General features: G+C 40.1%; 13 protein-coding genes. 5 read left to right on the top strand and 8 right to left on the bottom strand.

The annotated features are described in order from the left end of the window. From DM558_RS00065 to DM558_RS00045, 5 genes are all read left to right on the top strand, one after another. A complete protein-coding gene (locus DM558_RS00065) occupies positions 1-1,794 on the top strand; it encodes a DEAD/DEAH box helicase (protein WP_127161488.1) in 1,794 nt (597 codons plus the stop codon). Between the two features lie 31 nt (positions 1,795-1,825). Next, the gene (locus DM558_RS00060; protein ID WP_127161487.1) at positions 1,826-2,326 is read left to right on the top strand and encodes a YcxB family protein; all 501 of its coding nucleotides are present in this window, start codon (positions 1,826-1,828) and stop codon (positions 2,324-2,326) included. Between the two features lies 1 nt (position 2,327). Next, complete coding sequence (locus DM558_RS00055; protein ID WP_228411774.1) at positions 2,328-3,716, top strand: MATE family efflux transporter; 1,389 nt, start codon at positions 2,328-2,330, stop codon at positions 3,714-3,716. A 96-nt stretch (positions 3,717-3,812) separates the two neighbouring features. Then, positions 3,813-5,552 carry an arginine--tRNA ligase gene (argS, locus tag DM558_RS00050; RefSeq protein WP_127161486.1) on the top strand — a complete coding sequence of 580 codons (1,740 nt, stop codon included), beginning with the start codon at positions 3,813-3,815 and terminating at the stop codon, positions 5,550-5,552. Positions 5,553-5,555: 3 nt separating this feature from the next. Continuing rightward, entirely contained in the window at positions 5,556-6,299 is a 744-nt protein-coding gene (locus tag DM558_RS00045; RefSeq protein ID WP_127161485.1) for an SPOR domain-containing protein, read from the top strand. Positions 6,300-6,344: 45 nt separating this feature from the next. Here DM558_RS00045 and DM558_RS00040 read toward each other — a convergent pair whose 3' ends face one another. From DM558_RS00040 to cysB, 8 genes are all read right to left on the bottom strand, one after another. After that, positions 6,345-8,570, bottom strand: a complete 2,226-nt coding sequence (locus DM558_RS00040) for a primosomal protein N' (RefSeq protein WP_228411773.1) — start codon at positions 8,568-8,570, stop codon at positions 6,345-6,347. A 514-nt stretch (positions 8,571-9,084) separates the two neighbouring features. Then, entirely contained in the window at positions 9,085-9,513 is a 429-nt protein-coding gene (locus tag DM558_RS00035; protein ID WP_127161484.1) for a DUF2750 domain-containing protein, read from the bottom strand. Positions 9,514-9,516: 3 nt separating this feature from the next. Then, a complete protein-coding gene (locus tag DM558_RS00030) occupies positions 9,517-10,389 on the bottom strand; it encodes a peptidoglycan DD-metalloendopeptidase family protein (protein ID WP_127161483.1) in 873 nt (290 codons plus the stop codon). Positions 10,390-10,413: 24 nt separating this feature from the next. Next, complete coding sequence (locus DM558_RS00025) at positions 10,414-11,082, bottom strand: protein-L-isoaspartate(D-aspartate) O-methyltransferase (RefSeq protein WP_127161482.1); 669 nt, start codon at positions 11,080-11,082, stop codon at positions 10,414-10,416. 2 nt (positions 11,083-11,084) lie between these two features. Then, the gene (gene surE, locus DM558_RS00020; protein WP_127161481.1) at positions 11,085-11,828 is read right to left on the bottom strand and encodes a 5'/3'-nucleotidase SurE; all 744 of its coding nucleotides are present in this window, start codon (positions 11,826-11,828) and stop codon (positions 11,085-11,087) included. Continuing rightward, on the bottom strand, positions 11,816-12,862 hold the full coding sequence (gene truD / locus DM558_RS00015) for a tRNA pseudouridine(13) synthase TruD (RefSeq protein WP_127161480.1): 1,047 nt from the start codon (positions 12,860-12,862) through the stop codon (positions 11,816-11,818). Before truD ends, surE begins: the two co-directional genes overlap by 13 nt. Then, positions 12,849-13,331: a 2-C-methyl-D-erythritol 2,4-cyclodiphosphate synthase gene (gene ispF, locus DM558_RS00010; protein WP_109703603.1), complete on the bottom strand. Its 483-nt coding sequence runs from the start codon at positions 13,329-13,331 to the stop codon at positions 12,849-12,851. The genes truD and ispF overlap by 14 nt, the downstream gene beginning before the upstream one ends. A gap of 32 nt (positions 13,332-13,363) precedes the next feature. Next, positions 13,364-14,338: an HTH-type transcriptional regulator CysB gene (gene cysB, locus DM558_RS00005; protein ID WP_127161479.1), complete on the bottom strand. Its 975-nt coding sequence runs from the start codon at positions 14,336-14,338 to the stop codon at positions 13,364-13,366.

Genomic DNA, 14,338 nt, shown 5'->3' with positions numbered 1-14,338 from the left:
ATGACCCAAAAAAACAACTCCTTTGCTGAGCTTGGTATTCACCCTAGTGTATTAGCAGCTATTACTGCCGCTGGCTACGAAGAACCATCTCCCATACAAAGCAAAGCCATACCTGAAATCCTAGCTGGTCAAGATATTATTGGTCAAGCTCAAACAGGTACAGGTAAAACTGCTGCCTTTGCTTTACCTATTCTAAGCAAAATTGACCCCAATAATCGTCATACACAAGTGCTTGTATTAGCGCCTACAAGAGAGCTGGCTTTACAAGTAGCTGACGCATTCGAAACCTTCGCTAAATTAATGCCTACTGTAAAAGTAGCCGCTATTTATGGTGGTGCACCTATGGGAGCACAACTACGAGCTATTCGCCAAGGCGTACAAGTATTAGTTGCAACACCGGGGAGACTTTGTGACCATTTACGCCGCGATAACAATTTCTTGTCAGAAGTTAAATTTTTAGTACTAGATGAAGCTGATGAAATGTTAAAGCTCGGCTTTATGGATGACCTTGAAAGCATTTTTAAAACATTACCTGCTAAGCGCCAAACAGCTCTATTTTCAGCAACTGTTCCAGCTTCTATTAAAGCCATCGCTGAAAAACAATTAAACAATCCAAAAAATATTAAAATAGTTACAAAAACACAAACCGTAGAACGTATTGAACAAAGCTACTTAATGGTACATCCTGATCAAAAAAATACAGCCGTACTTCGTTTATTAGAAGTAGAAGATTTTGATGCAGTGATAGCCTTCGTACGGACTAAACAAGCCACTCTCGATTTAGCTACCGAGTTAGAAATCAAAGGTTATCGTGTTGCTGCACTCAATGGCGATATTGCACAAAATCAACGTGAGCGAGTTGTAGAGTCATTAAAAGATGGCCGCCTCGATATTGTTGTTGCAACCGACGTTGCCGCACGAGGTTTAGATGTACCCCGTATCACTCACGTCTTTAACGTCGACATGCCATATGACCCTGAATCTTATGTACACCGTATTGGTCGTACGGGCCGTGCAGGTCGCACAGGAAAAGCATTACTCCTCGTAACACCTCGCGAACGTCGTATGCTACAAACAATCGAACGTGTTACTAAACAAGAAGTAAGTGAAGCAAGCTTACCAGATGCTCAAAACATTTTAGTCGCTAGAATTAAACGCCTTACTAAAAATTTACAGCCTTTTGCTGCGCCACAAAAGAACCAAGAACATTACCTTGAACTCATTAAACAATTACAAGGTGATTTAGACTGTTCACTCGAAGATTTAGCTATTGCCCTACTACGACGTGCAAGTAGCCGTCGCCCTATTACAGTTGAAGAGATTGAGAAAACTGAGCCAAAACTCACTCCTGTTAGCAGTAAGCCTGATAGTAGAGAGCCCAGGGAACGTAGAGGCCGCGGCGAAAGAAAGGAGCGTGGTGAGCGCGCAGAACGTGGTGAAAGAAAAGAGCGCGCAGAACGTGGTGAAAGAAAAGAGCGTGGTGAGCGCGGAGAAAGAAAAGAACGTAGTTCTCGCGGTGAAAGACGAGATAATGGAAACGATAGAATTTCTGAAGGCAAAGTTCGTTGCCGTACGCCCGTTGGTAGTCTAGATGGTGTTGCAGCTAAAAACTTATTAGGTGCTATACTCAATGAAGCAGGTATTAATAAAGACCAAATTGGAAAAATCACTATCCGTGATAGTTTTAGTTTAGTTGAATTACCTGAAAAAGGTTTAGACAGTATTTTATCTAAACTTAAAGAAACACGTGTTGCAGGTAAGCCTTTAAAACTAAGACGTTACCGCGAAGATTAGTCAATCAATACAGCATAGTGGGTAGAGCAAAATGGAAGAAATTCGCCATCAAATAACCATGACATACACTCTACCCATGCTCAAAAAGTCAGTCCGTCGTTATTGGTTAAAATCTTTGGGCTGGCGTTATTTTTTAGCAATGCTCTTTGTTGGCTTCTGTTTTATTAGTGCACTCATCAAAAAAGATACCTCTTGGATGATGGGTGCTTTTGCTGTTATCTTTACCCTTGGTCTCTTGTTTGGTATTAGTACATATCTCAACAACCGCTACCATGTCTTAGGCACTTTTAGAGCCTTACAGAATCCAGAAGTTACCATCAAAATGTATGATGATAAATTCGCGCTCTCATCAGAACTAGGCGAAGGTGAGTGGCCGTGGTCTGCCATAAAAGAAATCTGGCGTTATCCAGATACTTGGCTTGTATTCTTAGCACGTGCCAGCTATGCCACATTCCCTCTTAATGTTATACCACAAGAAGCCCAAGAGTTTATATTAGAAAAAACCCAAGCGGCTGGTTGTAAAATAAAATAACGTGTCTTTTATCACCTCTTTTTTAACAAGTTGGAAAGACCTTTCTGTTCATAAAAAAATTTGGGCACTCACACTGCCTATGATTTTATCTAACCTTTCTGTTCCCCTCGTTTCTTTAGTTGATACCATGGTGATGGGTAGGCTTCCTGAAGCACAAAATCTAGCAGCAGTAACTGTGGGGAGTACCACCTATCTATTTATTGTGGGCTGTTTAGGCTTTTTTCGAATGGGGACAATTGGCTTCACCGCACAAGCAGTTGGGCGTAAAGATGGCACAGCTTTACGACAAGTACTGATACAAAGCTTATTATTAGCGACTGGTATCGCAGCCATTGTAATCGTCCTTGCCTCCCCTTTTTATCAGCTGACACTCTATTGGATTCAACCCAATCAACAATTTCATGAATCGGCACAACAATTTTTTAATTGGCGCGTACTGGGGCTACCTGCTGCGTTAATTAACAATACCCTAGTAGGTTGGTATCTAGGTTCTCAAAATGCACGCATCCCCTTATTAATCCTCATTATTACCAACATTATCAATATGGTCTTATCTGTTTGGTTTGTTTTGTATCTCGGTAAAGGAGTAACAGGGGCAGCACAAGCTGCTCTTATTGCTGAATGGTCTGGCTGTATTATTGGTTTTTGTTTTATATCAACACCTTTAAAAAAATATACAGGCCAATGGTTATTTACTTACCTAAAAAACTGGCACAGTTGGAAACCTTTATTAAGTGTTAATCGAGATATTTTTATCCGCAGCTTAACCTTGCAATGTGTATTTTTCCTATTAATGATTGAAGGTGCAAAACTAGGTGAAAACACGGTTGCCGCTAACACCCTAATTATTAATGGCTTAACCATAACAGCCTATATTTTAGATGGCTTTGCTTACGCCATTGAGGCCTTATGTGGCAAAGCCATTGGCAGACAGAATAAAATCCTCTTTCATAAAATACTGATGGTTTCATGTGGTTGGGCTCTAATTGCTAGCCTGTTGTTTGCAGCATGCTTTTTTGAGCTAGGTGTTTATTTTATTAATATGCAAACAACCATTCTTGAGCTTCGTGAGCACGCCTATCCATTAATTCCTTATCTTGCTGTCCTACCGCTTATCACAGTGTGGAGCTATTTATTAGACGGACTATTTATTAGTGCAACTCGAGCTAAAGAAATGCGTAATAGTATGCTTTTAGCTTTTATCATCTGTTTACCCTTAGGCTTCTTATTACAATCTTTCGCTAATACGGGGCTATGGATTACCTTCCTCACGTTTATGGCACTACGAAGCATTATACTCGGTTATACAGCTTGGAAAATTGAACAACGTAATCAATGGATAGAGCCCAATCAACAACGAACAGAACAAAAAACTATCCAAGAAATGTGATCTCACGATTTACTAGTATCGGCTATACCTAAACTTGGTATACAATAGCGAGTTGATTAATCCTTTATTTTAATTTGTTTTCTATACAGAATCCTAATGAAAGAACTTATCCAGACACTTATTAAACAAGCATTAGCGTCATTAGTTAATGAAAATATTTTACCTAATGACCTAAATGTTACTATTCAAATAGATAACACAAAAGACAAGTCACACGGTGATTTTGCCTCAAATATTGCTCTCATGTTAGCTAAACCAGCTAACATGAAACCACGTGATCTAGCTGAAAAGTTATTGGCCTCATTGCCTCAACATGACGAGATTAGCAAAATTGAAATTGCAGGCCCAGGTTTTTTAAACTTTTTTCAAAATTCACAAGCCCTAGCAACAAAGCTAGATGAAGTGCTTAGCGACCCTCGATTATTGGTGACAAAAACCACCCCAACTCAACGAGTCGTTATCGACATGTCATCCCCTAATCTTGCTAAAGAAATGCATGTTGGTCATTTACGCTCAACTATCATTGGTGATGCGGTTGGCCGTGTTACTGAGTTTTTGGGTGATACCGTCATACGTCAAAACCATGTGGGTGACTGGGGAACACAATTCGGCATGTTGCTTGCGTATATGGAAGAACACCCTAATCACGCTGAAAACCAATTGTCTGACTTAGAAAACTTCTACCGTGCGGCTAAAAAACGCTTTGATGAATCACCTGAATTTGCAACGAAAGCGCGTGAAATGGTGGTTAAACTGCAAGCCGGTGATAAAGGTTGCTTGACTCTCTGGACAAAGTTTAATGATATTTCTTTAGGCCACTGTCAACAAATTTATGATCGTCTTGATGTCAAACTAACCCGTCAAGACGTTAGAGGTGAGAGTGCTTATAATGAAGACCTCCCCAAAATCATCGAAACATTAAAAGCTAAAAATATGCTGTCCATCAGTGATGGTGCGCAATGTATATTCTTAGACGGCTTTAAAAATAAAGAAGGTGAGCCACTGGGCATGATTGTCCAAAAAGCGGATGGTGGGTATCTCTACTCAACCACAGACCTTGCTGCTATCCGTTATCGTAATGATGTTCTTAAAGCCGATCGTTGCTTATATTTTGTCGATCAGCGCCAATCGTTACACTTTGATATGCTGTTTGTCGCTGCACGCCAAGCAGGCTTTGCTAAACCAGCACTTGACTTAGAACACATGGGCTTTGGCACCATGAATGGTGAAGATGGTAAACCCTTTAAAACCCGCGATGGTGGTGTTGTTAAATTAGTCGATCTGCTCAACGATGCTGAACAAAAAGCCTATGATCTGGCCAAACAGCTTAACCCAGACATGAGTGATGAAGAATGCAAAAAGATCGCCCATGCCATTGGCATAGGTGCCGTTAAATATGCAGACCTGTCAAAACACCGTACTAGTGACTATACCTTTAGTTTTGATAACATGTTAAGCTTAGTAGGAAATACAGCCCCTTATTTATTGTATGCGTATACACGTACAGCAGGTGTATTACGTACAGCAAATAAGACAATCGAGCAATTAGACGGTAAAATTGTTTTAGAAGCAGAGCAAGAAAAAGATTTAGCTGCACATTTAATGCTCTTTACTGAAACATTAAATAGTGTATCAAGCAAAGGGTTGCCACACTTGCTGTGTAATTACCTTTATGAATTAGCTAAGCTTTTCTCAACATTTTATGAGGAATGCCCTGTATTAAAAGCCCAGACTACAGCTCAGCAACAAAGCCGCTTACGTCTGACTGCATTAACAGGTCGTACCTTAAAACAAGGATTAGAATTATTAGGACTGGTTCCGTTGGAGCGCATGTAACAAATGGCTAAAGCAAAAACTAAACCTCGTGGGGCTAATAAATATACTCCACCAGCAAAATCAAGTGCTCCGGCATGGATTTGGTTAGTAGCTGGGATCGTCATTGGTTGCTTCATTATGTTTTTAATGAAGCTTGAACCTAAACAAGATATTCGACCTGAACAAAAAACAACGACTAGTATTACGCCTAAAGATCATACAACCGATAAACCTAAGTTTGTATTCCGTGATTTACTGTCGGGTAAAGAAACCGCAACCAATACCGCTCCGCCTGTCACACCACAAGAGTATAAACAGCTCGATGGTGAGCGTGCAGCCGCACTGTTAGATGGAAAAACACCTCCCCCTCTACCTCCGGTACAACAAAAACCTGCACCTGCCCCCGTAACCACGGTTGCAGCGGCACCAACAGAAAAACCTACTAACAAACCCGTTGCTAATACTCCTACTACTAGCATCGCAGAACAAAAACCAACACAGGTAGCAACCATTGCTTCGCCCACTAAAATGACATTTTTCTTACAAGTGGGTTCTTATCCTTCGAAGCAAGGTGCAGAAAGTATTCGCGCACAGTTATTAATGCTTGGACAAAATGCTAAATTAGAAACGGCATCTTCTAATGGAAAAACATGGTACCGTGTGATTATTGGCTCTTTCGCTACTAAAGAGCAAGCCTCAAAGACACAGAGCCAACTGGCTTCACATGGTTTTAAACAAACCTTAGTGGTTCCACGCAAAGTTAATTAGTTCTGTGACATTATCCATTCTGGTGATCTAGCTATAGTGAGATCACTAGAATAAATCTATTGGGTCGACATCAATCGACCATCTGATCTGACTCATCTTAGGCATCTCTTCTAAAGACTGTATCCATTGACTTAAAAAGTGATGTAGCATTGGCCGCAGATTACTTTGAATCAATAATTGAGCACGGTAACGTCCCGCTTTTCTTTCCATCGGTGCAGGAACTGGATCAAATATCTCAAATACGTTATTTGCAAACTGTGTTGCCAATAATTCGGCTTGTGCATGCGCTTTTATAAAAAAAGCATCCAACTGCTCCTTTTTATAAGCCTCTGCCCTTAATAAAGCAAAGTGGCTATAAGGCGGTAAATTTGCCTCTTTTCGTTCTTGCAAGTCGTGCTGAGCAAAAGCCAAATAACCTTTATCGATCAGTTCAATGATAAGCGGGTGATCAGGTAAATGTGTTTGAATAAGGACTTTTCCTTTATGCTCAGCTCTTCCGGAACGGCCAGCCACTTGTACAATTAATTGTGCAGTTTTTTCACACGCCTTAAAGTCTGCTGAAAACAACCCGCTATCAACATCTAAGATCGCTACTAAGGTCACATTAGGGAAGTGATGCCCCTTTGCTAGCATTTGCGTACCAACCAAAATTCCAGGTTCACCACTACGTACCGTTTCTACAATCTCTTGCATTGCTTGTTTGCGACTCGTCGTATCGCGATCAATTCGCCAAATAGGCCAATCTTTAAATAACACTTTTAATCGCTCTTCTGTACGCTCTGTGCCTACACCAACAGGTTTTAAGTTAACATGTTGACAGTGTGGACATGCCAGTGGAGGAGACATCTGATAATCACAATGATGACAACGTAATACATGGTCTTTTAAATGAAAAGTCATCCTTGCATCACAATGAGGACAATGACAAATCCAACCACAATCATGACAAATCAGCGTAGGGGCAAAACCTCTGCGATTAATAAAAATAAGAACCTGTTGCCCTGCATTTAATGTTTGAGTTATCAAGTGCTGAAGCTGTGATGAAATGCCTGCATCCATCGTTTGTGCACGCACATCTAAGCACAAAATCTTTGGTTTTTCTGCACTGCCTGCTCGTTCAGTCAGACTTAACCAGTGATAGCGCTTTTGCTCTACGTTATATAAGCTTTCAAATGAAGGAGTCGCTGAACATAATATAACCGGCGTATTTTCCATACGCCCACGCACAACCGCTAAATCACGCGCATGGTAGCGTAAACCATCTTGTTGCTTATATGAGCTATCATGCTCCTCATCCACAATAATCAGCCCCAAATGTGCCATTGGGGTAAAAATGGCTGAGCGCGTTCCTATCACGATATCAACTGTACCTTCTTTGGCTTGCTGCCATGCATTTAAACGCTCTTTATCGGTTAGATTAGAGTGAATAACGGCTATTTTTGCATTAAAACGCTTTTCAAAACGATACAGTGTTTGTGGACTTAGATTAATCTCGGGAATAAGAACAAGTGACTGCTTACCCGCCTGTAATACTTGGTGAATAAGCTGAAAATACACCTCTGTTTTGCCACTGCCAGTGATACCGTACAATAAAAAAGTTTGAAAATGATCTAACGATCCACTAACTGTTTGAATTGCTTTTTCTTGTTCTTCATTAGCCAATAATTCTGGCTCAATTAACCAACTGCCTTGATGTGGTGTATGTTTACGCTCTCGAAGCTCACCATAAACCAAGCCTTTCTCTTGTAAACGCCTCAAAGTGTCAGGTTGTATTTCTAAATCTTGCAGTAATCCTTGAGAAAGGCCATGAGGGTGCTGCATGACTATCCTTAAAGTTTTCTTTTGTTTGGTTGCCCGATTTAAGCGAACATCATCAAGGCTTGCATTTTGACTAACTCGCCAATAAAGCTCTTTATTATCATCAGGATATTTACCTTGCCTTAATAAATTAGGTAATGCCCACGAAAGGGTATCGCCTAAGCTATGTTGATAATAATTAGCAGTCCATTGACAAAAACTTAGAAGCATCGGCGAAATAATAGGAGCATCATCGATAACCTCAAGGATAGGCTTTAACTTCTCAACAGGAACATTGGTTTCCTCAACAACCTCTATTAATACACCTATCAATACACGATTAGCAAAAGGCACTTTTACTCGTATCCCTGCTTTTAATAAAGCGACATCGAGCCCCTTCCCTGGCAAATAATCAAATAATCGCCGCAACGGTGAAGGTAAAGCTAAGCGCAAGTAGTAAGTCTTGTTAGGCACAAGTGATCCTTAGAGTCATTTATAAAACCATCATATAAGGATTTGTAAAAAGTGCAAAGAGGATAAGCTTATTTTTATTGATATTAAGAGAAACGGTAACACACCTGTATTTATCATAAAATACTTGTCGACCATTGAACATTGAGTTTAGTTGCTAAATAGCGCTCAATGAATTTCATAATCAGGCTAACGGATTTCCAGAGAGTCTAAATAAACTAGGTATAATTAAAGTCTTCACCACCGAATAAGAGCAGACCTTACAATCTAAATTGATAATAGCACCCTCTCCTATCAAGCGGGGTTTAACCAATGATTAGACTCCTCATACTTTCTAAAAAAACTAACAGATTATTTCTCTACTCAAAAAGATAAGTATCCATACAATCCCATAACAATAATCATGTAAAATTTATAACTTTTATTTTCGACTATCATTAAGTTGGCGCTCTGCCCCAAGAATTTTATTCTTAATAAAAAATAAACGTGGTCACTTATATAATCCGTAGATTAATAATTACTCCGATGAGGCATCATTAGCTTCTTTGGACTTTTCTTGTTCTTGTAGCGTTAAAAAATCATTTAATAACTCTTGTGCTGGAAGTACTCCGCACTGATCACTACCAGGAACAATAAAGGTGGCTACCTTGACATTATCTTCTGCTAAGTCAGGTAACACGACATTAATAAGTTCATCAAACTCTATTTCTTTAGTTTGTGTCTGTTGCCAATCGTTAATTTGGCATTTTTCTGCAAAGGGTTCAGCAGGCCATAAAGGGAAAATAATATCTTCGCTCATCTCAGTAACCACCCACCCGTCTTGATCGGCTAATCCCCACACAGATTTCCACTCAAATACTTTGGTCACAAAATAATTATAGCGCTGCTTATTGGTCAATTGGCTAAAAGCTTTAACTTCTAGCTCGTGGATTTTTTTCATGGACATATATTATTTCTTTGGTAAATATTTGAGTGGATCAACAGGCTTACCATTTAAACGAATTTCAAAATGGAGTTTAACTCTATCTGCACCTGTAGAACCCATTTCAGCAATTTTTTGACCAACAGAAACTTTCTGGCCTTCTTTAACTAATAATTGTCGGTTATGGGCATAAGCACTTACATAGCTATCGTTATGTTTTACAATCAATAAGTTACCATAACCATGCAAGTTATCACCTGCATAGACTACCGTACCTGCAGCGGCTGCCATTACAGGCGTACCTTCAGCGGCTGAAATATCAACCCCTTTATTCAACGTTCCTGTTGGGGAGAATGTACCAATCACCGTTCCCATGGCTGGCCATGTCCATCCGCCTACAACAGCCGTCGTTGTTTTAACAGTTGAAGCGGTTTTTGTTGGTGTCTGGGTGCTAGTTGTCTTCGAGGCTTTTGTGGTTGTACTTGCTTTAGTTTGGGTTGTTGTAACTTTTACACTGCCCGAACTATGGGTATTGGTTGTCGTACTTGATACAGCCTTACCATCAAGATAAATAACCTGACCAGGGTAGATAGTGTAAGGGGATTGAATGTTATTAGAAGCCGCTAATTCACGCCAATCCTTACCATAATTAAAGGCCAACGAATACAGTGTCTCACCTTGCTTTACAGTATACTGACCTCTTGCCGTTGGCGTGTAAGTCGCATTTGACTGCACAACTTTTCCAACTCTTGGCACTTCTGAGGTTTTAACACGTTGATTATAGCTTGTCGTTTTATCAACAACTTGTACATGCGCATTATTGTTTGATGAACAAGCTGTTGTGAATATTAAGATAGCGAGTGTTGAAATGGGTAATAACCTTTTGTTCAATGCCCCCATTTTAAGCTCCTAATAAAAATTAAATTAACGAATAGTACCGTTGAGTAAAGGAACAAAGCGTACATTCCCAAGTATTTGTTGTTTAAAACCTTGCTCTTGTCTTGTAATAAGATAAAGCTGTTGGCTATGACTATCACCCACGGGCATCACCAATCGTCCCCCAACAGCCAATTGATCAAGCAATGCTTTTGGAACCTCTAGAGCTGCCGCCGTGACAATAATACCATTATAAGGTGCTAATGCATTCCACCCTTCCCAACCATCTCCCCAACGAAAAACGATATTACGCAACTTTAATGATTGTAAACGTTCTTTCGCTTTATCTTGCAGTGGTTGAATTCTTTCCACAGAGAAGACACGATTAACTAATTGAGCAAGAATAGCCGTTTGATAACCTGATCCAGTACCTATTTCTAGCACTTTATCTAATGGCCCTGTGGCCAATAATAGCTCTGACATGTGCGCAACAATGAGTGGTTGAGAAATAGTTTGATTATGTCCTATAGGTAATGCCGTATCTTCATAAGCACGATGGGACAGAGCCTCATCAATAAATAGATGACGCGGCGTATTACCAATTGCAGCCAACACGCGCTCATTCATTACGCCTTCTTCTTGAAGCCGCTGAACCAGGCGTTGTCTTGTCCGCTGCGAAGTCATGCCAATACCGCTTCGCATCAAACTATCAGTCATACTTATAATTTCCTAAGCGTTTGTAAAGAATCCAATGAAGATCGACAACTACGATCAATGGTTAATGGCGTAATTGAAACATACCCCGCTTTGATCGCATAAAAATCAGTACCCTCACTCCCATCAACTATATCACCAACCCGCGAAACCCAATAGCCAACCTTTCCTCTTGGATTAACCGTTTTTTCTGGAGGTAATGAGTGAGTACGATAACCTAAGCGCGTTAATTGTATTCCTTTAACTTGCTCCAAAGGCAAATCAGGAATATTGACATTAAGTACTGTATGTTTAGGTAGTTCTAGTTTAGCATATTCTTTAATAATATTTTTAGCATAATATGCTGCCGTTGCTAGGTGTGTTGTTGTTTTTGAGACTAAAGAGAAAGCAAAAGAAGGCATCGCAGTAAAACGCCCCTCTGTTGCCGCGGCGACTGTACCAGAATACAATACATCATCACCTAAATTCGCCCCTAAATTAATTCCTGCCACCACCAAATCAGGTTTATTATCAAAAAAGCCGTTCATACCAAGGTGCACACAATCTGCGGGGGTTCCATCAATTCCTACAAAGCCATTTTCCAAATAAGTAGGATAAAGCGGCCTATTGAGTGTTAATGAATTGCTTGTACCGCTCATATCTCGCATAGGTGCTAATACTTTACAATCACCATCATTAGCCAAAGCATCATAAAGTGCTTTAATACCTGGCGCATTAACACCGTCATCATTAGAAATTAAAATGTACATTGATCATCCACTTGCAACGAAACTAACTCTCTGATTACCGATGTTGCGAAACATCCTGTTGGTAATGTAAAACTTAATTGTAATCTGTCCGTATCGATAAAATCCCATGTCAATGATTTGACTGGCAACCTTAAAATACGTCGCTCTTGCTTTAAACCAGCCGCTTGAAGCCAATTTACCAATGACGGTTCATGCTCTAAAATGGTTTGCTCAAGTTGAAAGGCGGTCTCTGTCGTAGCAAGCTCACCTTCACCAATTAAAGGGGCCGTCGGATGAATAACTAATTCTGCGAATCGGTTATCCATTGATTCCAATTCATTTGCTGGAAAAAAGCTACGGCTTTCTGTAAAAGAAAGAATATCACCTTCAATAACTTGGTTCCAAGTGCTATTTAATACTCTGGCAGCTAATACCTTATTAAATAAATAACTTCTTGCCGATGATAATAAGCGAGAGCGCATATTTCTTTGCTCTGGATAATGATGCTGATTAGCAAACTCTAACGCTTGTACAACATTATTGCCCTCAAAACCAAAACGCTGTAAACCAAAATAATTGGGAACTCCAGTTGAAGCAATCTGTGTTAAGCGCTCGTTTAAAGCTTCTTTATCCGCTTGCAACTGTGTTAAACAGATAATAAACCCATTCCCTGAATGAGTTCCTCGTTGAAGCTTACGTTGATGGCGTATTTTTTTAGCAATATGCAACTGTTCAGACTCTAAAGCACTCAAATCGGGATCACTCTTACCCGGTAAATGAATGCTAAACCATTGCCGTGTTAGCGCGAGCTTATCTTTTAAACCCGCATAACTTACCTGCCTTAACGGTACCTGAACTGCTTTTGCAATACGCTTTGCTACTTCTTCTGTATTTAAATAACGTTTTTCAACCCACAACCAGAGATGTTCTCCCTCGCCTGTTAGTGGAATATCCAATACTTCATCGACTTGGAAATCTTCTGCTGTGGCTTTCAACTGTGCATTACCGCAAGATTCTGCCCAAGCGGTTGGGCCTAATAATTCAATTTCTTTCATAAGGAGCCAATAATACAACTGCGTGTGTAGCGATACCCTCTTCTCGCCCAACAAAACCTAACTGTTCTGTTGTCGTCGCCTTAATATTAATTTGTGTTAAATCTGCTGCCAAGTCTTCTGCCAATAATGTTTTCATTTTCTCAATATGAGGCAACATTTTGGGAGCTTGTGCAATAATAGTGGCATCCATGTTTAATAACTGCCAGCCTTGTTGATTGACTAACGCAACCACATGGCGGAGTAATTGTCGGCTATCGATCCCCTTATATTGCGGATCCGTATCAGGAAAGTGGCGACCTATGTCGCCTAAGCCACAAGCGCCTAATAAAGCATCACAAACCGCATGAATCAACACATCGCCATCTGAATGAGCGATCAACCCTTTATGAAAGGGAATCTTTACACCACCCAGAGTAACAAAAGAACCTTCACCGAATCGGTGTACATCAAACCCATGTCCAATACGCATGTATAAACTCTTAATCAAAAATGGCTACTCCACTAATAAGTGGGTAGCTCTATATTATCAAATAGACTTGAAAACTCTGGCTTTCCTTGATATTCAATTGCTTTATTAACAACATCCTTCGTTAAATGGGGAGCAAATTTTTCAATAAACTCGTACATAAAGCCACGTAAAAAACTTCCTTTACGAAAAGCTATACGAGTAATGCTCGGTTCAAACAAATCACCAATATTGATTTTAACCAAATCACTGTCTGCATTCTCATCAAATGCCATATTAGCAATGATCCCAACCCCTAACCCCAAGCGTACATAGGTTTTAATAACATCAGCATCAGCCGCTGTAAAAACTATTTTAGGATCTAGCCCTTTGGCATAGAAAGCACTGTCAAGTTTAGAACGTCCAGTAAAACCATGAACATACGTTACTAATGGTTGCTCTGCTAAAACCTCTAGACTCACCTCTTTCAAACTACTCAAAGGATGGCTCTTAGGAACAATAACACAACGATTCCAGCGATAACATGGCATAATCACTAAATCTGTGTACTCCTCTAGCCCTTCGGTAGCAATGGCAAAATCCGCGGCTCCCTCTGCCGCCATTTTGGCTATTTGTGTTGGGGAACCTTGATGCATATGCAATGCAACATCAGGGTAATGTGTAATAAACTCACTAATCATTTTAGGTAATGAGTAACGTGCTTGTGTATGCGTTGTTGCAATGGTTAAAGAACCGCTTTTCTCACTTGAAAACTCTTGTGCTATTCGCTTAATTCCCTCAGCTTTACGTAAAATCTCAATCGCTGACTCGATAATTCTTTCGCCCGCAGGTGTTACCTGTGTTAGATGTTTGCCACTGCGTGAAAAGATCTCAACGCCTAACTCATCTTCTAACAGCCTTATTTGCTTACTGATTCCAGGTTGTGAAGTATACAAACTTTGGGCTGTTGCCGAAACATTTAAGTCATGGCGTACAACTTCCCAAATGTAACGTAATTGTTGTAACTTCAT

The sequence above is a fragment of the Entomomonas moraniae genome, from assembly GCF_003991975.1.
Taxonomy (GTDB): domain Bacteria; phylum Pseudomonadota; class Gammaproteobacteria; order Pseudomonadales; family Pseudomonadaceae; genus Entomomonas; species Entomomonas moraniae.
The sequence above is the reverse complement of the archived record's forward strand: the minus strand, read 5'-3'. Positions and strand labels throughout refer to the sequence as shown.